The sequence below is a fragment of the Dactylosporangium sp. NBC_01737 genome, assembly GCF_035963215.1.
Lineage (GTDB): Bacteria > Actinomycetota > Actinomycetes > Mycobacteriales > Micromonosporaceae > Dactylosporangium.
On sequence record NZ_CP109153.1, the window covers coordinates 1,010,711 to 1,031,528 of the forward strand.

16 protein-coding genes are annotated in these 20,818 nt (G+C 74.0%); 4 read left to right on the top strand and 12 right to left on the bottom strand.

The window, feature by feature from the left end; translation table 11 throughout:
• Positions 1 to 106 precede the first annotated feature (106 nt).
• Positions 107 to 2,671, top strand: coding sequence for a hypothetical protein (locus tag OHA72_RS04625; RefSeq protein WP_327006606.1), 2,565 nt, complete (start codon positions 107 to 109; stop codon positions 2,669 to 2,671).
• 7 nt (positions 2,672 to 2,678) lie between these two features.
• Here the strand turns inward: OHA72_RS04625 and OHA72_RS04630 are convergent, their stop codons facing one another.
• The 10 genes from OHA72_RS04630 to OHA72_RS04675 form a co-directional block, all read right to left on the bottom strand.
• Positions 2,679 to 3,692 (bottom strand): UDP-N-acetylmuramate dehydrogenase, encoded by a 1,014-nt coding sequence (locus OHA72_RS04630; protein ID WP_327006607.1) that lies wholly within the window; start codon positions 3,690 to 3,692, stop codon positions 2,679 to 2,681.
• A gap of 40 nt (positions 3,693 to 3,732) precedes the next feature.
• Positions 3,733 to 4,098: a hypothetical protein gene (locus tag OHA72_RS04635; protein WP_327006608.1), complete on the bottom strand. Its 366-nt coding sequence runs from the start codon at positions 4,096 to 4,098 to the stop codon at positions 3,733 to 3,735.
• A 162-nt stretch (positions 4,099 to 4,260) separates the two neighbouring features.
• Positions 4,261 to 5,511 carry a hypothetical protein gene (locus OHA72_RS04640; RefSeq protein WP_327006609.1) on the bottom strand — a complete coding sequence of 417 codons (1,251 nt, stop codon included), beginning with the start codon at positions 5,509 to 5,511 and terminating at the stop codon, positions 4,261 to 4,263.
• On the bottom strand, positions 5,493 to 6,494 hold the full coding sequence (locus OHA72_RS04645) for a hypothetical protein (protein WP_327006610.1): 1,002 nt from the start codon (positions 6,492 to 6,494) through the stop codon (positions 5,493 to 5,495). Before OHA72_RS04645 ends, OHA72_RS04640 begins: the two co-directional genes overlap by 19 nt.
• Positions 6,491 to 8,521, bottom strand: coding sequence for a TRAFAC clade GTPase domain-containing protein (locus tag OHA72_RS04650; protein ID WP_327006611.1), 2,031 nt, complete (start codon positions 8,519 to 8,521; stop codon positions 6,491 to 6,493). The genes OHA72_RS04645 and OHA72_RS04650 overlap by 4 nt, the downstream gene beginning before the upstream one ends.
• Positions 8,502 to 8,678 carry a hypothetical protein gene (locus OHA72_RS04655; RefSeq protein ID WP_327006612.1) on the bottom strand — a complete coding sequence of 59 codons (177 nt, stop codon included), beginning with the start codon at positions 8,676 to 8,678 and terminating at the stop codon, positions 8,502 to 8,504. The genes OHA72_RS04650 and OHA72_RS04655 overlap by 20 nt, the downstream gene beginning before the upstream one ends.
• On the bottom strand, positions 8,675 to 11,026 hold the full coding sequence (locus OHA72_RS04660) for a hypothetical protein (RefSeq protein ID WP_327006613.1): 2,352 nt from the start codon (positions 11,024 to 11,026) through the stop codon (positions 8,675 to 8,677). The genes OHA72_RS04655 and OHA72_RS04660 overlap by 4 nt, the downstream gene beginning before the upstream one ends.
• Complete coding sequence (locus tag OHA72_RS04665; protein ID WP_327006614.1) at positions 11,023 to 14,208, bottom strand: tubulin-like doman-containing protein; 3,186 nt, start codon at positions 14,206 to 14,208, stop codon at positions 11,023 to 11,025. Before OHA72_RS04665 ends, OHA72_RS04660 begins: the two co-directional genes overlap by 4 nt.
• An 8-nt stretch (positions 14,209 to 14,216) precedes the next feature.
• Positions 14,217 to 16,457 carry a choice-of-anchor X domain-containing protein gene (locus tag OHA72_RS04670; RefSeq protein ID WP_327006615.1) on the bottom strand — a complete coding sequence of 747 codons (2,241 nt, stop codon included), beginning with the start codon at positions 16,455 to 16,457 and terminating at the stop codon, positions 14,217 to 14,219.
• A 240-nt stretch (positions 16,458 to 16,697) separates the two neighbouring features.
• A complete protein-coding gene (locus tag OHA72_RS04675; protein ID WP_327006616.1) occupies positions 16,698 to 16,886 on the bottom strand; it encodes a hypothetical protein in 189 nt (62 codons plus the stop codon).
• 55 nt (positions 16,887 to 16,941) lie between these two features.
• Between OHA72_RS04675 and OHA72_RS04680 the strand changes: the two genes are divergently transcribed.
• Genes OHA72_RS04680 through OHA72_RS04690 form a run of 3 tightly spaced genes read left to right on the top strand, consistent with a single transcriptional unit; the run spans position 16,942 to position 18,601 of the window.
• A complete protein-coding gene (locus OHA72_RS04680) occupies positions 16,942 to 17,373 on the top strand; it encodes a hypothetical protein (protein ID WP_327006617.1) in 432 nt (143 codons plus the stop codon).
• Positions 17,349 to 17,816, top strand: a complete 468-nt coding sequence (locus OHA72_RS04685; RefSeq protein ID WP_327006618.1) for a hypothetical protein — start codon at positions 17,349 to 17,351, stop codon at positions 17,814 to 17,816. Before OHA72_RS04680 ends, OHA72_RS04685 begins: the two co-directional genes overlap by 25 nt.
• The gene (locus tag OHA72_RS04690) at positions 17,726 to 18,601 is read left to right on the top strand and encodes a CHAT domain-containing protein (RefSeq protein WP_327006619.1); all 876 of its coding nucleotides are present in this window, start codon (positions 17,726 to 17,728) and stop codon (positions 18,599 to 18,601) included. Before OHA72_RS04685 ends, OHA72_RS04690 begins: the two co-directional genes overlap by 91 nt.
• A gap of 1 nt (position 18,602) precedes the next feature.
• Here the strand turns inward: OHA72_RS04690 and OHA72_RS04695 are convergent, their stop codons facing one another.
• Positions 18,603 to 19,085: a hypothetical protein gene (locus OHA72_RS04695; protein ID WP_327006620.1), complete on the bottom strand. Its 483-nt coding sequence runs from the start codon at positions 19,083 to 19,085 to the stop codon at positions 18,603 to 18,605.
• Between the two features lie 13 nt (positions 19,086 to 19,098).
• Positions 19,099 to 20,817, bottom strand: a complete 1,719-nt coding sequence (locus OHA72_RS04700) for a CHAT domain-containing protein (protein WP_327006621.1) — start codon at positions 20,815 to 20,817, stop codon at positions 19,099 to 19,101.
• Position 20,818: the final 1 nt, after the last annotated feature.

The following is a 20,818-nucleotide window of genomic DNA, read 5'->3' on the forward strand; positions in this document are numbered from 1 at the left end:
TCCGCCGAGTCGGTGGCCTGTCGACCGGAAGGCACGATGAGCCGAGCGTTGCGGCGTGTGACACTGAGCTGCGGGTCGATGTCATGCTCATCGGCGAGGAGGTCCGGTGGGAGCCAGCAGCACCTCGGAACGCGTCGCAGTGCTCCGGGCGGCGCTGCGCCTCTGGGACCACCTCTTCCACGGCCGTGACGGCCGGGCCGTCGCCGCCGAGGAGCTGGCCCTGCTCGGCGCGGCGGTCGGCGGTCACCTGCTCGACGACGACGGGTTGCGGCGCGCGGACACCCTCCGTGCGCTGCTGCGCGCCTGGCTCCGGCCCGGGCGGCAGGCGGCCGGCTTCCAACAGTTCCTCGTCTCCTGGGGACTCTCCGCGCACGCCGAGGCCGTCAAGCAGTGGCAGCGGGACGGCGCACCGCGCCGGATCGACCCGGCCCCGCATCTGGCCCGGGCCGTCGGATGGGACAAGGACCGGCCGGGCGTCATCGATCCGGGCACCTACCGGTATCTGTCGCACGGCGACCTGTATCCGGACCGGGGCGCCGGGGAGCTCGTGGACGCCGGGGTACGCCGGCTGCTGAACTCCGGTGTCCCGTTGCTGGCACCCAAGCACGGCCGCCTGGCCGCGGACATGCGGCAGCGGCTGACCCCGGCCCACGCGGACCGGCTCGGGCTCTTCGGCAGCGACCGCGACGGGCCGGACGCAACCCCGACGACCGAGGTGACGCGGCTCGCGTTCACCCTGATGGTCGCCGGATCGCTGGAGCGTTACGTCAGCCTGTACAACGATCCGCTGAGCGAGGCGGACGACGCGCTGCAGGCGCTGGCCGCCGATGTGCTGCCGTACTGGTCGGAGCCGCCGGAGCGCCTCGCGCTGCGCCGGCTGAGCATCGACCCGACGATCCCGCACCGCCTGACCGGGGCCGGGGAAGGGCCGAGCCCGGAGTTCATCGACCTGCAGGCCATGTTCCGCTCGTTCACCGAGCGGGCCCGCGACTTCCACGGCTCCGGGCGGTCCGCGGAGCGCCCGCGGCCCGACGACGCCGGCGCCGTGGCGTTCCGGCGGCTCGCGTTCCTGCTGGAACTGGCCATCAACGACGTCATCGAGTACCGCTCCGACGGCGCCGTCCGCATCGACGACAGGATCGCCGGACTCATCACCGAGGTGCTCGACGCCCAGCAGCATCAGCACGACACCCACGTGATGCTCGACCTGCAGCGGCGGCTGCACGTGCCGCCGCGGCAGCGGACCCGTGAACGCACCGACGGGCGGTCCTTCACCTTCCTCGACCGGGTGCTGCACCGGCTCGCCGATCGCAACCGGCTGGGCGACGCGGTCCTGCCCCGCGCCGACGACGCCGCGAACGTCGACGAGGTGGAGACGCTCGTGCAGCACGCGCAGCAGTTCCTGACCAGCGGCCGCGGCGGCCCGGAGTCGATCCTGAGGCGGTTCGCGGAGGACCTGCCGGCCGCCGTCACCGCCCTGACCCGGGGCAACGGCAGCGCCCTGGGCCTCAAGTCCGCGGCGGACGCCCGCTGGGCGCTGCTGAGCGCGAGTGGCCGGGCGCTGGCGCTGCGACCCGACACGACGGAGAGCGTGACCGTGGCGGGCTCGTTCGCCGAGCTCGGCTGGGTCGTCGCCAACGAGCGCGCGCCGGCGGACATGCGCGCCGTCAACGACCAGGTCTACCGAGAGCTGAGCGGGATCAAGGCCGGCCCGATGCAGGCCAGGCTCGCCGTGCCGCTCATCCGCATCTCGCGGGTCCGGCCGCTGGCCGACAGCAAGAAGGCCAACTTCGGGGTGGCGCAGCAGGCCGCTCACGAGTCGGTGATCTTCGGTAGCCAGGCGCTGGACAGTGCCATGCGGGATCCCGAGGCGACCGTGCGCCAGATCGTCGGCGCCCTGACCGGCCTGCAGCTGTCCCTGCTGCAGGCGGGCGGCGTCTTCATCCGCAGCGCCGAGACCGAGCTCATCTTCTCGATCCGGTACGACAACCCCGCCCAGCGCGCGGGTCACGCCGACTACATCCGCGGGCTGATCGCGACGTCGTACACGTACACCAACCTGGCCGTCGCCCGGCTCCACGACCTTCGCGACGTCGAGCGTTCGGGCCTGGTGTCGTCGGCCGACCTCAACTACCCGTCCACCGCCGCGGCGTCCACGGGGATGATGGGGATGCGGTCGCTGCTGCTGTGGGCCAACATCCACATCGCCTACCGGACCGAGTTGGCGAAGCAGGTGCGGACGCTCATTCCGAGCATCCCCGGCCAGTTCTGCGGCATGCTCAAGCTCAAGCACCTGAGCCGGCTCAACTTCGCCGACATGACGCGCATCGCGATGCACCACGCGTTTCTCAGCGGCGACTTCACGCATCCGGCCCGGGGTGCCAAGAGCTGGCACCCGGACACACCGGAGCATCTGCGGCCCAGCGCCGGCAGCACGCTCGACCTGGACGCCTGCGGGCGGTACCTGGTGGCGAACGGGTTCGACACGGGCATCCTGGACGTCATCCAGCTCGGAGCGGTCCGCCAGGCGCTCGACGAGACCAGCGACGGTCGCTTCACCGAATGGCGCGACGGCTACTTCAACCCGACGAAACGCAGCCTCGTGCGCTTCAACCGCGGCGACCTCGCCTATGCGTCGATCCGCTTCCGGGACGCGACCGTCGGCACGTGACCGGCGCTCAGAACGAGCAGTTGACCAGGTCGCACTCCGGGCCGAGCCGGATGTCGAAGCGGGCCTCGACCTTCTCCTGCACGTGCGCGGCGAACTTCATGATGTCCGCCGTCGTGGCGCCGCCCCGGTTCGTGACGGCAAGGGCGTGCCGGCTGGACAGCGCGACCGTCCCGTTGCCCCAGTCGAGGCCGTAGCCCGGGGGGCATCCCGCGTTGTGGATCAGCCAGGCGGCGGAGAGCTTGGTGCCTTTGATGTCGAAATACTGCGGGCACTCGCTGGCCCGCGGCGGCACCTCGGGCAGCACCGGGTTGATGAAGAACGAGCCGACGCTCCACGTGTCGTGGTCGTCCGGGTCGAGCACCATGCGCTTGTTGCGGCGCAGCGTCAGCACCGCCTGCCGGACGTCGGCGATGGGCGCGGTGCCACCGATCGGGATGTCGAGGGTGCGTGCCAGCTCCGCATACTCGATCGGCTTGGACTGCCCGGTGCGCTTGAGCCGATAGGTCACGTCGATGACCACCCAGCGGTCGCTGTGCTTGAACACCGACTGCCGGTGGCTGCCGAAGCCGCACCGGTCGGGCGTCCAGCGCTCCAGCTTGCCGGCCTCTCGGTCGTAGACCGTGATGAACTCGAGCAGTTCGGACGTGAGGGTCCCGAACGCGCCGACATTCTGCACCGGCGTGCCGCCGACCGAGCCGGGCACGCCGGACAGCGCCTCCAGGCCGGCGAGCCCCTCGGCCAGCGTCGCGCGGACCAGCAGGTCCCAGTCGACGCCCGCGTCGGCGTGCACCAGGTCACCTTCGATGTCGAACGCGGGCGAGGCCATCTTGACGACCGTCCCGTCCCAACCCACGTCGCCGACGACGAGGTTGGACCCGCCACCGATGACCAGCAGCGCGTCGCCGGCGACGTCGGCTTCGCGCACCAGCTCGACGGCCTGGTCGGCCGTCTGCGCGAGCTCGAACCGCCGCACCGGCCCGCCGACGCGCATGGTGGTGAGTTCAGCGAAAGTGATCGTCACGGGGCTTAGCTTAACGAGGCCCGACCAGCCCGCGACCCGGTCACCCCAGTGCGAGCGGCGAGGAGTCCCGGATGTAGCCGGTCGCGGTCCGGACCGCCCGCACGTTGATCGTGCTGCGGTCGTCCGCCGGGATCCGGTGGCGGCTCAGGTCCGCCAGGATGTTGGCCGGCCACGCCTCGATGTCATCCGGCTGACGGCCATGCACCTCGAAGAACAGCTCCACGTCCTCGGCGTTCGAGTGCTGCTCCAGATACTCCTGCACGACGACGACGAGCGCGTTCGCCAGCGCGCGGACCGCGATCAGCTCGTCGGCGCCCTTGGGCGCACGGCCCGCGGCGGCGAGGATCTCGGACTCCAGCCGGGCGGCATCGGCGGCTGACTGCGCGATCAACTCGTTGTCAATCATGCTCGACCACCTTCCGCGGCACCGGTCTCCACCGTAGCGCAGACGATCGATCCCGACGCCGCCGATTCTGCCGATCGGGGTCAGCCCTAAGGACACTTCGCGGGTGGGCACCCGCGGGCCACACGGCCGGGGCCGGCGCGTGGGTCAGCCGAGGCGCGGCGCTCACCCGGCGGTGCTGCCGTCCGGGTGCTGGGCGGCCGCGAACGTCATGCCCAGCGCGGCGAAGGTGAGGACGAAGCTCGCGCCGTCGCCCGCGAACGGCAGCGCGGTGAGGGTCGAGGGCCCCGGCAGCCGGAACGCCTCGATCAGCAGCGGGGCAAGCAGCGACACGAGCACCTGCCCTCCGAGCGCCACGGCCCAGACCTGCTGGAAAGCCCGCGTCCCCGTGCGCCGGTCGTCAGGGCGCAGCGCCCGGGCCACCAGCAGGCTCACCTGCCCGGCGAACACCACGACCAGCAGCGTGAGCACCGCCGCGGCACCCCGCCCGCCGACCGCGGTCAACGGCACCGCCCCCTCGGCCTGCCAGACCCCGATGAGGTCCCGCTCGGGCGGGACCGGCGGGACGCTGAAGATGCGCTCCGGGTCGATCAGCCGCAGGACCGTCGCGACCGCCGCGGTCGCGGTCACTCCCGTGGCGAGCGGCCGCAGGGTCGCCGGCCAGGTCATGCCCCACACCAGGCGGCCGGCGGCGAACACCACGCCAGCGGTGGCCCCGCACATGAGGACGGCGGCGCCGGGGTCGCGGGTGAACGCGTACACGGCCAGCGGCGGCACCGCGACGACATGCGCGCGGATCGCCTCCCGCCTGAACCCCTCGGGGCGCCACACGAAGCAGAGGGCGATCGCCCCGGCCAGGGCGGCGGCGAGCACGGCCGCCGGCATGGTCTGCTGCCAGTACAGGCGCGGCCCCTGCGGGATGTGCGGGTGCGGGGTGTGCGGGGTCAGGATGACCGCGGCGGTCGCCCCGGCGAACAGCACACCCACGACGACCGCCCACACCCTGATCGGCACCGCGCGGCGGCCCGCCTCGTGGGCGGCCAGGAACAGCAGCGCCGCGAGCAGGAAGACCGCCCACTCCAGTCCGGCCACCCACGGCTCCCGCGAGCTGAGCCGCAGCACGAACCCGACCTGGGCCAGCAGCATCGCCACCAGGAGCAGGCCGCGCAGCTCGGCACCGTCGACGGCGGCGAGCTGGGCGGAGCGGGCCGCGCTGATCAGGAACAGCCAGCTGCAGAGGCCGGCGCCCACGAACACGGTCCAGGCGACCGGCGGCGGCTGGACCGTGTTCGTGCCCGCCCAGGCCACCGTCAACGTCAGCGCGGCGAGCGCCAGCAGCCCGGCGCCGAGCACGTCGTGATACCAGCGGGGGTCCCGCCGGATCGCGTCGACGGGGCTCACCACGAGCCCGCCCACATCAGCAGCAGCACGAACAGCGCCGAGGAGAACGTCAGGCAGAGCACGAACAGCGCGTATTCGGCGCGCTCGGGCTGCGCGGGCGGCCTGGCACGGACCTGTGAACGCGGCTGCGGCACCGGCTGCAGGGCGGACCGGTGGCTGGGCGGCGCGCTCACGGGCGCGCTCACCTGCTGCATCGGGGACCGTGGTGGCAATGGGGGCGCGAGCCGGCCCGGGGCCGCCCTGCGGGACGGCCCGGCCGTGCTGCGCAGGGCGTCGAACAGGAACTCCTCGGCCTGCTGGCGCCTCGCCGGCTCGACGAGCTCGGGCTGGGTGACGTCGATCCAGGACCGGTTGTGGTCCCAGCTGCTGCGGGACGACGCCGCCGCCGGGACGAACACGATGCGGGGCAGGTCATGGTCGGCCAGGCTCGCCTCCGCCGTCGAGAAGGTCCACGGTGGACACTCACCCGGCCCGAAGCACCGCTGCGCGCCCCAGAGCAGCGCACGCCGGTGCGCCTGCGGTGCCACCACCGCGAAGCGTCCGCCGGCGCCGGAGGACAGCAGCCCGGCGACGAAGGTGGTCAGTTCGCCTTCGCACGCCTCGATCGCCGCGCGGAACGTGGCCTCGTCGTCACTCGCGTCCAGCCAGCCCTGCGGCATCGCCTGGAACGGGCCGTCGCCGTCCGGTTCGACGCCGGGACGCACGGCGACGGCCCTGGCGAACGTGAGCAGGTCGGGCGGCCCGAGCAGGGCCCGGGTGCGGGTGGAGTCGCGGTGGTGGCCGTCCTTGGCGGGCCAGCGGTGCAGCAGCGCCATGACGTCGTCGTACTGCAGGTAGCAGGTGCTGCCGGTGTCGTGCTGGTCGGGCGGCAGCGACAGCCGGGGCAGCAGCCGGTCGAACCACAGGTCCTGGTGCTGCTCCGGCAGCGACGTCCGCACGATCGCGGCGCCCTTCGACGGCGACCACTGGAAGAGCATCGTGTGCAGCGGGCCGGTCACTCTGCCCTCCTCGTGGTGTCGGTGGGCAGCACGTCCAGCTGGTGCAGCAGGGCGAGCAGGGGTTCGAGGCAGCGCTGCGGCCGGGCGCCGCGCGGGAAGCTGCCGTCGGCGGCGGCGCGCCCGCCGGTCGCCGAGGCGAAGTGCAGCGTGCAGTCGCGGAACCGGGAGAACGGCGCGACCAGCGCGGTGCGGCCGCGGCCGTGCAGGTACGCGAACGCGTCCCGGCTCTCCTCGACGACCCGGTCCCAGTCCAGCGGCGGCCGGGCCGTCGAGCGGGCGCGGATCCACCGGTCCACCGGCTCCTCGAACCGGCTCAGGTCGCTCTTCGTCACGACGATCGCGGCGGGCAGGTCGAGCTTGCCGTCGGCGCCCTGGCGGGCGGCGAGCCGGCCGACCACCGCGCCGAACGTCGCGTCGACGGTGTCGTTGTCCGGGTCGGCGACGAACAGCAGCGCGTCGACGGCGGACAGGAACTGCGCCGCCCGGGTGCGCTGCTGGCGCGGCTGCAGGGTCTCCCCGGCCACGTCGAAGAACATCAGCGGCCGCGACCGGCCGTTGACGGTCAGCACGAGCCCGTCGGTGTACTCGACGTCGGCCACCGCACCGGTGTGCGGGAGCATGGTGCCTTCGTCGTACAGGCGCGTGACGTGCTGTTCCAAAAACGCGTCGTGGCCGGCCATGTCCACCGCCCTGGTCAGGACGTCGAAGTTGCTCAGCGCATCGGCGTCGATGTCCCGCACGATGCCGGTGAGCAGGTGGGTCTTGCCCGCGCCGGACCTGCCGATCACGGCGATGTTGATCGGTGTGCCGCTGCGCAGGTACCCGGCCGGCAGGTAGTGCTCGGTGCTGTCACCGGTTCCGCCGCCCGGACAGCGCTGGAACGCGTGCAGCAGCAGCGACTCGCGTTTCGCCTCGGACGCGTCGGCCGGCAGCTCCAGCGGCCGGTACCTGCCGTCGACCCAGAGGCGCAGGTTGGTCCCGGTCCACTGCACGTCGGCCAGGCACAGGTAGCACCGCCGGGGTGGGTACACCTCCTCGACCTTGGCCTGCGCGGCCGGCCGCGACCAGAAGTGCTTGCGCCGGACCTCCTGCTGGACCGGCACGGTGGCATGAGCGGCGCCGCGGCCGTTTCCCGGCGTCCGGCCGGATCGCAGCTCGTCGAAGCGGCGCCGACCGGCCGCCAGCCGGTCGTCGTGGTCCAGCGGCCGGCTGACCGGGGACGCGATCGACAGCCGCCCGAGCGCCTCGACCGCGGTCGGCCGGCGGGCGGCGACCTGGTCCAGCAGGTCGCCGAGGAGCGCACCGAACCGGGGCCCGAGGTTCGCGACCCGGGGCACGGCGGCCGGCGACCCGGACACGATCCGCCCGAGCAGCACCCCGACGCTCCAGAGGTCGTCGCGCGGGTCGGTGTTGCCTTCGCCGGCGCGCTGCTCCGGCGAGCTCCACGGGGCCTCGCCGACGGGTTCGCGGGGTTCCCCGGCGAGCGCCGCCGACCCGAACCCGTCCAGGTAGGCGTGGTGGCGGTCCCAGCGCACGGTGGCGGGGCTGATCGCCCGGTGCACCACGCCGACCGAGTCGAGGCGGGCCAGCGCGGTGAGCACGTCCACGAGCACCCGGTCGATGTCCTCGTTGAGCAACCCGCCGAGGAGGCCGGTCAGCGGCTCGCCGGGCGGCGGCTGCCAGAGGATGAACGGCTCGTCCACGTCGACCTTGTAGCCGACGACCCGCGGCAGGAGCAGCTGCGGGTCCCGGTCGCCGAAGCGCCGGTGCACCCGCAGGGCGGCGCAGATCTCGCCGTCGAGCCGGCGCTCCCAGACGTCGCGTTCCTCGGGTGTACCGGTGCCGACCAGCCGGCGTTGCAGGACCTGGTATCCGTTACCCGCGGCGAGGTAGCGCGTGCGGAACCGGAAGCCGCCGCCGTCATTGCGGCCGTCCGGGTCGTCGGGGTCACCCAGGACCGACCAGGAGACCTCGTCGCCGCCCGGCGTGGTGAAGGCCAGGATCTCGTCACAGATTGCGCCGGACATCCCGGGCGCCCCCTTCCTCGTCGGCGATGCCGTCCTCGTCCGCGATCCCCGCCTCGCCGGCGTGCCTGGTGAGCCCGTCGAGGGTCGACCAGCCGGCGTACACCCCGATGACCGCGAGCACGGTGCACACCAGCACCTGCAGCGTCGTCAGGCTCATGCGGTCGCCTCCAACTGCTCGAACTCGACCCGGGCCCGCAGCGGCACCAGGTGCAGCAACCCCGCCGAATTGCCGGCGGTCGTCCAGATCAGCTCGAAGGTCCGCGGGTCGTGACCGCCGTCCAGCCCGTCGGCGGCGTCGGCGATCGCGGCCTTGGCGCTGCCCGGCGCGAACGCCACGACGACCGCGCCGGCCGGGTCCCGGCCGATCAGCTGGAGCTGGTCGTCGGCGCACAGCTGCTGCACCGGACCGTCGTCGAGGGCCGCGCGGTGGAAGTCGTCCAGCCCCCGCCACCAGGTGAGGACGAGCTGGTCCCGGGCGGCGCGCACGGGCCAGCGGGGCGGTGGGTGCTGGATGCCGTCGTGCCGCACGTACCGGTCGTAGCCCACGGCGAGGTCGCGGGCGTGCTGCGCGGCCCGTTCGGGCACGCCGTCGCGTTCGCCGCGCCGGATCTCCGCGGCGCCGCGCTCCACGCACTCGGCGGTGAGGGCGACGAGGTCGTGCCGGACGATCGCGTTGACCGCACCGGCGGTCGTCGCGGGCGTGTACGGCGCCGGGTCGCCCGGCAGGCCGGTGTCCAGCGCGATCGCGTGCGCCGCGAGCTCGTTGCCGAGCGAGTCCAGCGTGCTGCCGAGGGTCCGCACGGCGTCGGAGGCGCGGGTCCGCGCGTCGGTGAGCGTCCACTCCGCGGTCGCCTCGTCGTAGACGCTGTCGAGCGCACGGACGAACCGGTCCGGCTGGCCGGCGGGCAGCAGGTGCCGCCACGCCCGGATCAGCAGGCTCCACCACAGGCAGATCGTGGCGACGGCGAGCAGCGCCCCGGCGCCGGCACAGGCCCAGGCGAACTGCGCCGGCACCGGCGGCACTTCACCGTCGCCGGGTTCGCCGCCGACCAGCCGGGCGGTGAGCACCGCGGGCAGCACCGCGCTGATCACCAGTACCGACGCCACCATGGCGACGTCGCGGACCGCGGAGCGGCGGACCAGCCCGAGCCGGTTGCGGCGGCCACGCAGCAGTGCGGCGCCGAGGACGAGCAGCACCACCACGGCCGCGCCGAGGCCGACGGCGGTGGTCCGGCTCAGCGGCGACCAGAGCGCGGGCGCGAGCGCGAGCAGCGGCGCCAGCGCGAGCAGCAGCGGCACGAACGGGCCGCCGAACCCGCCCGGCATCCCCGGGACGGTGGTGAGGTCGTCGAGACGCTGATCGGGGCAGGCCTGGTCGACGGCCGGTGCCCGCACCGCGCTGCCGGCCGGGCGCAACGCGCTGGCGGTCTCGAAGATCTCGGTGACCAGCTGCCGCAGCGGCCGCCCCATCTCGATCCCGGCGAGCGTCGCCTGACGGACCTTGTCGACCGCGGCCGGCTGGTCGGTGGCGTTCCCACGGGGCGGTGGCGGCAGCGTGACCCCCTCGGCCTGCAGCCGGGCCCGGCGCTGCTCGTCGGGGCCCTGGTCGCCGGCGAGCAGCAGCTGCCGCAGCGCCTCACGGTAGGTCCGCAGCGCCTCCGCGGACCGGCGGAACAGGTGCGGGATCCCCGGCCCTTGCTGTGCCAGCAGCTGCCAGGGGCGCCCGGCGGCGGCCGCGCCGACCGTCCGGGCGGCCCGGTCGGCCTCGGCGCGGGTCTGCCCGAACGCGCCGCCGGGTTCGGTCCGGTCAGGGTGGCCGAACTGGCGGGCGAGCTCGTCGCCGAGGGCCGCCGGGTCCTGCCCGGCCGGCTGCACCGGGATCACCCGGTCGGCGCCGTCGACGATCGCGTCGACGGCGCGCCGCTGTGCGGCCACGAGCACGTCGTCGGCGACGCGGTTGGACACGACCCGCACCCCCGGGACGGTGACCCGCGACGGCATGCCGGCCGCGCGGACGGTCACCTCGTCGAACAGCTCCTTGGCGGTCAGCGCCTCCAGCAGGTCACCGAGGTGGTTGTACCGGGCCCCGGACGGGACGAGGACCACCGTCGGCGCCGGTCCGTGGCCGGGGTTCCAGGTGATGCCGTACTCGTCGCCGACCCACAGGACGGTCGTGAGCTCGTTGCGCAGGATGGTCGGCAGCCGGACCGGCACGCCGGCGGCGTCGTCGGCCATCCCGACGGCGACGCAGACGACGTGCCGCACGGCACCGGCGTTGCGCACGACGGTCAGCGCGTCGCTGTGCGCGAGCAGGTCGGCGGCCCGGTCGACGATGACCACCCGGCTCAGGTCGACCTCCCGGACGGCGCCGTCCGGGCCGGGGCCCCGCTGCCGCACGTACTCGTTGAAGGTGCGGCACGCAGCCAGCGCGGCGTGGTCGGTGCGCAGGTCGACCAGGAGCGTGCGGTTCTCGGGTGCCTGCGTCGCGTACGCGGTCGTGGTCATCGCTTCATTCCGGGCATCGGGTCGTTGCGGGTCTGGACGGTGTGTTCCAGCTCCTCGAACGTGTTGCCGCTGGGTGCGTTGCCGAGGAACGTGCGGCGCCGGGCGGCGGTGAACGTGTCCCGCCAGAACCCGAGCAGTTGCTTGCAGTACGGCTGGGTGCCGGCCGGCAGGCGCTCCATCATGTCCGTGAGGACTCTGATCTCCCGCTCGACGACCTTCTCGACCACGTGGGCGTACAGCGGATCCGGGTCCTCGACCGTCGTGGCGAGCCCGTTCGGGGCGGTCTCCATGAGCTTCTCGCAGAAGTTCAGCCGGATCACGTTGCTGTCGGTGAGCGTCCACTCCTCGTACGCGCGCAGCAGGCTGCCCCACGAGGAGGCCGCGCCGAACGGCTGCAGCTCCAGGACCATCCCGCTGGAGGCGGGCGCACCCCGGCGGGTGGTGACCTGGATCGCGGTCGGCGAGTCCTGGTCCCCGGCGACGGTGACCTGGCCGTTCCAGAGCGCGGCGAGGAACCGCTGCAGGATCTCCACCCGGTGCCGTTCGGTGGTGGCGAGCCAGTCCTGGTCGTAGCCGAGCCGCTGCCGCCACGGCAGGTAGTGCTGGGGTTTCGGTGCCTTCGCCGCCTGGGACCAGTCCAGCAGGACCTGCCGCACCTCGGCGACCTCGGTGACGCCCATGCCGCCGCGGGCGTACACGACCGTGATCAGCTCGGTGTCGACGGCGCGGAACTCCGGTGCCGCGACCATGTGCCCGTGCGGCAGCTTCAGCGTGTCCTTCAGGAACCGCTCGACGTCGCTGTCGGGCGCGCTCGCCGGGTACACCACGAGGGTGTCCAGCTTGCCGGTGCCCTCCGGGACGAACGCCGCCGGCAGCATGCCGGCGAGGGCCGAGACGAACCACTGCACGTCGTTGTGCGCGACGGCCGCCTCGTCCCGGGTCGCCGCCGCCCGCAGCAGCTGGCTCATGTGCGGCAGCAGCGGCGCCTCCTCGTGCTGCTGCTCGCCGCCGCGCAGGATCTGCACCACCTGCTGCTTGAGCGTGCCGAGCAGGATCTGCAGGCCGTGCTCCGGTCCCCGGCCGGGGGTCAGGCTCTCCGTCAGCGCCGACCTCCAGCCGTCGGGGCCGAGGACGGCCGCGATGATCTCGCCCTCGGTGGCGTGGGCGCGGATCTTCTTGGCCGCGTACCGGTCGGACAGCCGGCGCAGCATCCGCTCGTAGGTCAGCTCCAGCTCGGTGCGCAGCGGCAGCAGGTACGTGACGCCGACCCGGGAGCGGTACAGCTCGTCGGCGCGGCGGTTGAAGTCCTCCTCGCTCTTGCCGGCATGGGTCGCCAGCGCGTCCACGAGCGCCCGCAGCTTCTGGCTGAACCGATCGATCCGCGGGTGCCACAGGCCGCGGTGGTCGTTCCAGGCCGTGTGCCAGCAGCGGTTGGTGCGGTACCGGTACCAGGCGTCCTGGTTCTCGATGCTCTTGCGGACGGCGGGGTCGGCGACGGTCACCCGCCGCATCCCGCCGAGGCTGTTCTTGATCGCGGCGGGCCGGGGCGGGTGGACGCGCCACTCCTGCGACGGCGGCTCCGGCGTCTGCCGGCGGTTCTCCAGCACCCCTTCGACGCCCAGCTTGTCGATCTGCTCGGCGAGCGCCGAGTCGCCGCAGACGACCCGCTTCAGCCGCAGCAGGTCGATCTCGTTGAGGACGGCCAGCCCGCCCTCGACCGGGTTGAAGTCCCGCGCCAGCTCCGGCGAACGCCGCGCCAGCGACTGGTCGAGGGCGTCCAGCCCACCCTCCATCCGCTTGATCCGGGTGCGCAGCATGTTGACGACGTCGGTGGCGCCCCGTACCGCGGCCGGCTCCTGGAACGACTGCTCCTCCCGCGCCCACACGGCGCCGATACCGGAGGCCTTGAAGAAGTCGCGGATGTGATCGAGGTTCGCCTCCGCCCGCCCCGGCGGCGCCGGCAGCAGCTCCCGCACGCCCCTGGCCAGCATCCGGCCGGCGAACATGTCGGCGAGGTCGTCGAACGGCACCGTCAGCGACCCGACCAGGCTGGTGGAGACGCTGCGCTGCCCGATGCCGGTCTTGGAGACCAGTTGCCGCTCGTGGCTGCCGTTGATGAACGTCGCGGCGAACGACTGCTGCCCGTCGGTCCCGCCGATGGCCTGCTTCGGCTGCTCCAGGCCGACCAGCGACAGGATCAGCGCGACGATCGAGCGGTGCAGGTCCTCCCGGTCGATGCCGGCGGTCTTGCTGAACAGGAACGCGGTCTGCGCCGCGCCCAGCCGCATCTTCACGTCGCCCTCGGTCGGGTACGTCACGTGCAGGCCGCGGCTTTTCAGCTCGGCGCTGAGCGCGCCGTGGTTGCGGTTGTCCTGGTTGAGGTCGTCGATGAGACGGAACAGGTCCAGCAGCGACCGGCCGGCGTTGAGCGAGGCGGGCATCCCGCCGCCGCGGCCCTCGTCGAACGCCGACGGCATCAAGATCAGCGGGTAGATGTTCGCCGTGACGTTCGCGCGGGCGAACGCCGAGTCGATGATGTGCAGGTAGTCATAGAAGATGCCGGCGCCGGTGCCGCCCGCGACCGAGAACGCCACGAAGACGTCCACCGGCTGCATGGCGGTCTCCCCGTCGCGGTTGAGCACCCGCAGGTCGCCCGCTGAGGTGTTGATCGCCCCGATCGCGGTCGTGATCGGGTGCCGGACCGCGTCGATGTTCTGCGAGATGGTCTCGAAGATCGCCGCCCGCCCGACCGTCGGCAGCTGCCCGGCGCCCAGCCCGAGCGGCACCACCATCGGCTCCCGCTCGGGGGCCGGCAGCCAGCTGTCCACGAAGTCAGGGGCCTGGATCCGCAGGTTCCGGGCCACCTGGGGAAAGCTCTCGAACGGCGGCAGCAGGTCGTAGGCGTACGCGGCGGTCTTGCCGGCCACGTCCGCGTAGGACTCGTTGGGCACCGAACGGCGCCGCAGCCGGCTGAGCTCCTCCTGGCTCAGGTCCGCGTAGATGAACTGCAGGCAGTGCGGCAGCTCGTACGGCTGCAGGTGCTGCAGGTTGTAGTCGGGGCCCCGCAGCTTCATGCCGTCGGCGCCGCACAGCTCCTCACGGAGCCGACGCTCCAGCTCGGCGCCGACCCGGCAACCAGTGCCACCGAGGCCGACGAACATGACCGGGTGATAAATATGCATGTGGTCCCCTAGAGATTGAGGTCGGCACTGCGGGCAGTGACGGGAATCGGGTCGATCGGGTCGTCGTCCCTTTGTTTCGGAATCCGCCCGTTGTCCTGCACCCCGATGGAGTAGTCGGGCAGGTGGGGCAGCTCGACCTGCTGGCCATTGGTGACGATCTTGAGCGGCTCACCGCCCCCGGGATGCTCCAGTACCACCCCGTCCCGGCCCGCGCGGCGCGCGACGTAGCGGCCCTCGCCCGGGTCGGCGGCCTGCAGGGTCGCCTCGTTGCGGCCGTCCAGGCTGACCGGGATGTTGAAGTCGAACCTGTTCGAGCGGTGCTCGGCCTCGGGCGCCAGCACCGGCCGCTGCGCCGTGCCGTTGCGGTACAGCGTGAACTGCAGGCCCCTGACGTCCTGCGCGCGCACCCGCGCGACGAGCAGCGCGACCCCGGTGACGACAGCGCCGGCAAGCAGGACCGCGGCGACCACCAGCCACCAGAAGTACGTCTCGACAAAGCCCGGGGGCTCCTCGATCGTCACGCCGAGCGGGGTGTTCGTCACCACGTCGCCGCTCGCGGCGTCAATCAGTTGCAGCGAGCCGCCGGACGGGCCACGGGCGTCGGAGGCGAACGCCAGGCTGAACGTGAACGTGCTGTCGCCGGGTGCCGCCATCGCCGTCGCCGGGGACACCGACACCGAATCGCTCGCGCTGGGGCCCTTGACCAGCAGGCGCACCTCATGCGGGGCGGTGTCGTCGTTCTTCACCCGCACGACACCCGACCTGGTGGTCCCGGCGTCGACGGGGCCGCGATCGAACTCGATCTGCGCGCTGATCACCTGGGGCCTGCCCGGTTCGAAGGTCAGGGAGTGCTCGTCGGCGGCGACACCGGTCCCGGTGGCAACGCCGCGGACCGTGTAGCTGCCGCTCGCGTTCGCCGGCAGCTGGAACGAGGCGCTGTAGAGCGCGTCGTTCGCCTTCGCGTCGGGGCCCTTGCCGTCGTCGAGCAGCGCCACGCTGGTGTCGGCGCCGGCTCCGGTGAGCCGGGCCGAGAACGAGAGGCCGGCCAGCACCTTCGGGTCGGTGATCTCGATCGAGCGGGTGTGCGGGCGCATGACCACGGTGAAGGTCTGCCCGGGCGCCGGGCTCGGCGGGTCGAGGAAGAACACGGAGCGCAGCACGCCCTGCCACAGCGCGCTCGCGGTGACCAGCTGCTTGGAGAGCCCGGCCGGCGCGACGACCTTGACGGTCCAGTCCCCCGGCTTCGGGTTGCGGATCCGCAGCGCCTCGACCGTGCCGCTGTTGCCGGCCAGCTCGAACTTCGAGCCGTCCACCTCGCCGCTGCTCGGGGCCTTGTGGCCGTCCGGGTCGGTGAAGGTGACCGTCACGTTGGGGTCGGCCTTGTAGACGGTGATGGTGCCGTCGGTCGCGACGGCGGGGATCGCCACCTTCAGCGTGACCTCGCCGCCACCGTCGATCGACACCGGCGGCGCGAACGAGCTGCCGCCGCACCGCGCGCTGGCGAACGCCTCCTGCATCGACTGGAGCAGCCGCGCCCCGCCCGTGTCACGCACCACCGTGGCCTTGGGCGTGACCTCCCGGCCGTCGCACTGCGCCCGGCCGCCGTTGGCCGCGAAGTACTCCAGCATGCCCTGGTCGATGTCGCCGCCGAAGCCGAGCGGCCACACCTGGATCCCGCGCTCCTTGGCCTTCGGCAGGACCTGCCGCTTCAGCAGGTCCTCGGCGTGCTGCTGCTGCGCGTTCTCGTCCGGCCCGTAGGAGGTGTCGCCACGCACGTCGAGCCGGCCGTCGGTGAGCAGGAACAGCACCTTCGGCCGGTCGCCGGTGCCGAGGTCGGAGATGCCCTGGTTGAGCGCGGAGACGAAGTCGGTGTCGTCGCCTTCGCCGCTGTTGCGGCGGTTGATGTTCTGCTGGATGCACTGGCTCATCGCCTCGCGTCCGGCGGCGCCGGCACCCGGCTCCAGCACGCACGGCGGGGACTCGACGGCCGGTTTCGCGCCCTTGCTGGCGAAGCCGAACACGATGACCCGGGACTGCGCCGACAGCTCGCCGAGGGCGATCGTCGCCGCGGCCGCCTTCTCCTGCGCGACGTCGTCCGGTGAGAGACTTCCCGACTCGTCGACCGCCACGACGAGGTCGATGGGCTTGACCTCGCCCTCCTCCGCGGCCGCCGGTCCGGCGCCCGCGAAAACACCGGCACAGATGGCCAGCGCGACCAGCGCCACCTGTGCAGAAACGCCTCGCGTCACGGTTTGCCGTCCTCTCTGCGTTCAAACCCCGATCCCGTTCGCTGCACCCCTGACGGACAGCACGCGCGGCGTCACAGTTGAGAACGGTCAACCGGGGGTTGAGCAGGATCGACACGCGGCGGCGACGCCCCGGAACCCGGGCAGGTCGCTCCGCCGTCCGTCAGGCATGCCCCGTGGAGGACGGCTCACAGTCGGGGCTTCGCGCGAACGCGGGTGGATCGGGTCTGCCGGACCGCGCGGTCAGGACCGCTCGTCGCCCGGGGCCGCGCCGTCGGGAGTGTCGGATTCCAGCGCGCGACGGCGGGCGTCCACGGTCTCGGTCACCGCGTCGGCGTCCGTGCCGGACGTGGCGGCGGCGTCCCGCAGCGTGCCGAGCTCGGCCTGCAGGAGACGGGCAAGCCGGTCGCGCTGCTGAGGTGACAGTTCCATGGCACACCGAGGTTAACAGTCCGCCTTCACACCGCACCCGGGAAAGCGAGCCGACATGAGCCAGGGACGCGACCAGCGGATCGAGCGGCTGCGGGCCGGCTACGACGCGGTGCCGCCGGGAGGACCGGCCGCCGCCCGTACCGCGAACGCGCTGGGCCGGCAGCTGGCGGTGCGGTTCTTCGAGGCGGGCGCGCCGCAGGACCGCGACGTCGCGATCACGCTGCTGGACGAGGCGCTGCTCGCGCCGCACGACGACGCCACGGTGACCCACGCCGCGCTGGGCATGCTGCTGTTCTTCCGGGCGATGCCGATCCCGCTCGGCGCGGACCCGGACGGCAGCGCGGCGATCGCGCTCGGGATGGCGCTGATGACCGGTGCGCTCAACCAGCCGGAGCGGCTCGCCGGGAACGGGCGCTGGGGCACCTGCGGTGGATCGTCGCGAACGAGCCGCCGGACGCCCCTGTGCGCCGCCACGCCACGGCGCTGATCGCCGCGCTGCGGTTCGTGGGCGCCTCCGGCCCCGCCGAGATGGCGGCCGCGTTCGGCCCGCTGATGGAGGTCGCCGGCGGCCTCGGCGACCGGGAGCAGGCGCTGGCCGGGCTGCTGGACGCCGTGATGCGCGACGACCCGCCGGAGGTGCTGCGCACCAGGTACGAGGACGTCCTGCGGCAGCTGCCGGCGGGGCACCGCCTGCGCCCGCTCGTCATGGCGGAGGTCGCCGCCGTGCTGGCCGACCGCGGTCACCTCGCGGGACTGCCGGACGACCGGTCGCCGCCACCCGCGACCTCGCCGTCCCCGAACCGGTCGCGGGGCCGCACTGGCAGGAGCGGCTGCGATCGGTGTGCGGGTGGGCGTGGCCGGCGCTCATCGAGCCGCTGCTGGAGATGCTCGGCGAGGCCGGGCCGGCGGACCCGCACCGGGTCGTGCTGATCGCCGGCGACAGCCTCGGCTACGTGCCCTGGCACGCCGCCCGGTCCTCCGACGGCACGCGGGTCGCCTGTGAGACCTTCGCGTTCTCCTACGCGGCCTCCGCCCGGCAGCTCGCCGCCGTGGCCGGCCGGGCACGCACGGGGGCCGGCGGCGCGGTCGCCCTGGTCGCCGACCCGACCGAGGACCTGCCGATGGCCCGCGAAGAGGCCGAGGCGCTGCGGCGTGAGCTGTACGGCGACGCCGAGGTGCTCGACCGGTCGACGGCCACCCCCGAGGCGGTGCTGCGGCACCTGCGCGCCGAGCCCGGGCTCGCGCTGCTGCACCTGGCCTGCCACGCGACGGCGGCCGGCGACCCGGACGCCTCCCACCTGCTCCTGGCCGGCTGGGCGGCGCTGCCGGTGAGCCGGATCCTCGACGTCGCGCGGACCCGCCCGGCCGGCGCCGCCGGTGGCACCGTGGTGCTCTCGGCGTGCTCGACCGATCTGGCCGGCTCCGTGTTCGACGAGGCGCTGACGCTGTCGACCGCGTTCCTGGCGGCCGGGGCGGTGAGCGTCGTCGGGTCGCGCTGGCCGGTCGACGACCGCATCACCGCCTGCCTGATGGTGAGGTTCCACCTGTACCGCGCCGGCGGGCTCGACGACCGTGACGCGCTGCGGGCCGCTCAGCTGTGGATGCTCGACCCGGACCGGGCGGTGCCGCCGGCGGTCGCCGCCCTGCTGCCCCGCGATCCGGCCGTCCTCGCCGAACCGTCGTCATGGGCGCCGTTCGCGCACCACGGTCGCTGACCTACCAGCCTTCGGTGAACGCCGGCAGCGCGGCGCGGACGGTGGCGCCGGCGGGATGACCGGCGGGCAGCAGGCGCGCCGCGGTCAGCAGGTGCTCGGCGGCGGCGTCCCGGTCGGCGTCCTGCTGTGCGCCGGGCTGCAGCCGGGCGCGCAGCAGGTGGGCGACGGCCAGGACGAACCGGTTGACGCCCGCCGACGCGGGGTCGGTGTCGCCGCCGCCGTAGACGATGGTGGTGGCCAGGCCGATGAGCTCGTCGACGGCTCCGGCCGCGGCGGGCGGCGCGTCCGGGCTGGCCAGCGCGGCGGCGAGCAGGTGCAGCGCCGCCGGGCTCTGCTCCCGGTCGCTGTGGTCGCCGGTGGCCCGCGCCGCCAGCGCCGACACGATGTCCAGCAGCACGAACCGCAGCGCGGCGAGGTCCGGTGCGGCGGCGACCCGCGCCGCCGGCCGGGCCCGCACCGCGAACATGCCGGTCGAAGTGTTCACCGCGCCACCCCCGTTACTGTCCACTGTGGATGAATCCGGACCAGGCCACGACCCGCGCCGGGTCCGTGCCGGACAGCTGACGGACCAGCCCGGCCGGCATGTCCGCCGGCACGGCGCGGTCCGGGTCGATCATCCAGAGCTGCGCGCGGCGCAGTGCGTCCCAGGCGGGGCGGCGCTCGGTCATGAGGTAGTGGTGGAACAGGTACAGCAGCACCGAGGCGTCCTGGCCGGGGACGCCGCACTGGGCCGACAGCACGCTGCGGACCCCGCCCGCCAGGAACGCGGCGCCGAGGCTGAACGCCGGGTCGTGGCCGCGGCCGGAGCCGCCGGTGCGGCACGCGGCGAGCACGACGAGGCCGATGGCCCGCTCGGGTGCCTTCGCCAGCAGCGCCACGAGCTCGCCCGCGGTGAGCCGCCCGTCCGGTCCGGCCAGGAGCAGGTGGGACGTGGTGCCGTCCGCGGCCGGCTGGAGGGCGCCGTGGCAGGCGAGGTGCAGCATCGCCCCGGCGCCGGGGCGGCTGGTGGTCAGCCACTCGCGCACCTCCGCGGCGGTGCCGCTGCCGGACGCGCTGGGTGTGCCGCCGGCCCGCCTGCCGACGTACCGCGCGCCGGGATAGAACGCACGGTGGACGGCCTCCGCCGCGGCCCGTGCCGCGACCAGGTCGCCGGCCTGTCCGGAGGTCTGCGGGTCGGCGACGATCAGCCCCACGGGCAGGACCGGCACGGGCGGCGCCGCCGCGGAACGGCACAGCATCCGCGCCGACACGGCCTGCGAGAAGGCCACCAGCTGCACGGCGTAGGTCCCGTCGCCGCGCCGCGCCGCCTGCCACGGCACGCGGGCGAGGTCGCCCATCGGCACGAGCACGACCCTGGGCGGGCGGCCGGCCGGCGGGGGCGGCAGCGTCGGCAGGAAGCGTTCGACGAGCGGACCGACGACGGCCCGCCAGGCCCAGTCACACAGCCCATCGAGGCCGCCGCGAACCGTCCCGGGGGCGGAGTCACCCGTCGGGGCGGCGGTGATCAGGCGCTCCACGTCGGCGTCCGCGTCGAGGAGCAGGTCCGGCAGCGCCATCAGGCCGGGCGGCCCGGCGGCGGGCACCGCCACCGCCCAGCCGGCATCGCGGCCGGCGCCGGGCATGAGGTACACGAGGGCGTCGGCGTCCAGCGTCGTGAGCGCGGAGCGGATGTCGGGCAGGCCGGGCGGGTCGAGCAACCCGGCCGGCACAAGGTCGCCGCCGCCCTCTGACAGTGCGGCGCGGACGTCGGCACGCAGCGCGGCGGGGACGTCGCGGGCGCCGCCGACGGCCATCCGCCAGCGGGTGGCGAGGCCCTGCCGGTCGGCCCGCTCGAGGCGGGTGGCGACGTCGAGGAACCCGGTGGCGGCGTGGAGCGCCAGCCCGCACCCGGCGTCGAGCGCCTGGACGGCCGCGGCGGGATCGCCGGCGGCGAGGCAGGACCGGGCGATGTCCAGCGCGCCGGCCTCGCCGCCCGGGATGCCGGCGGCCGCCGCGTCGGGCTGCAGGAGCACGTCCCAGGCGTGGCCGCGCAGCCCGGAGAGCGCGGCGCGGCGCGCATCGGACGCGGGCCGGTGCACCGGGGTCCGCCGCTCGGGCACCGGCCCGCCGGCGCGGTCCCGCGCCTCCTCGTCGGTAACGGCGGCGGGACCGCCGGCCAGGCGGGCGACCTCGGCCGCCCGGCCAGGCCCGGCCTCGTCGTCGGGCACGCCCTGCATG

Excerpts from the sequence above, each read along its gene's own strand:
- OHA72_RS04635 (WP_327006608.1), bottom strand. The coding sequence starts at position 4,098 with ATGATTGACAACGAGTTGATCGCGCAGTCAGCCGCCGATGCCGCCCGG.
- OHA72_RS04650 (WP_327006611.1), bottom strand. The coding sequence starts at position 8,521 with ATGTCCGGCGCAATCTGTGACGAGATCCTGGCCTTCACCACGCCGGGC.
- OHA72_RS04655 (WP_327006612.1), bottom strand. The coding sequence starts at position 8,678 with ATGAGCCTGACGACGCTGCAGGTGCTGGTGTGCACCGTGCTCGCGGTC.
- OHA72_RS04660 (WP_327006613.1), bottom strand. The coding sequence starts at position 11,026 with ATGACCACGACCGCGTACGCGACGCAGGCACCCGAGAACCGCACGCTC.
- OHA72_RS04665 (WP_327006614.1), bottom strand. The coding sequence starts at position 14,208 with ATGCATATTTATCACCCGGTCATGTTCGTCGGCCTCGGTGGCACTGGT.
- OHA72_RS04675 (WP_327006616.1), bottom strand. The coding sequence starts at position 16,886 with ATGGAACTGTCACCTCAGCAGCGCGACCGGCTTGCCCGTCTCCTGCAG.
- OHA72_RS04680 (WP_327006617.1), top strand. The coding sequence starts at position 16,942 with ATGAGCCAGGGACGCGACCAGCGGATCGAGCGGCTGCGGGCCGGCTAC.
- OHA72_RS04700 (WP_327006621.1), bottom strand. The coding sequence starts at position 20,817 with ATGCAGGGCGTGCCCGACGACGAGGCCGGGCCTGGCCGGGCGGCCGAG.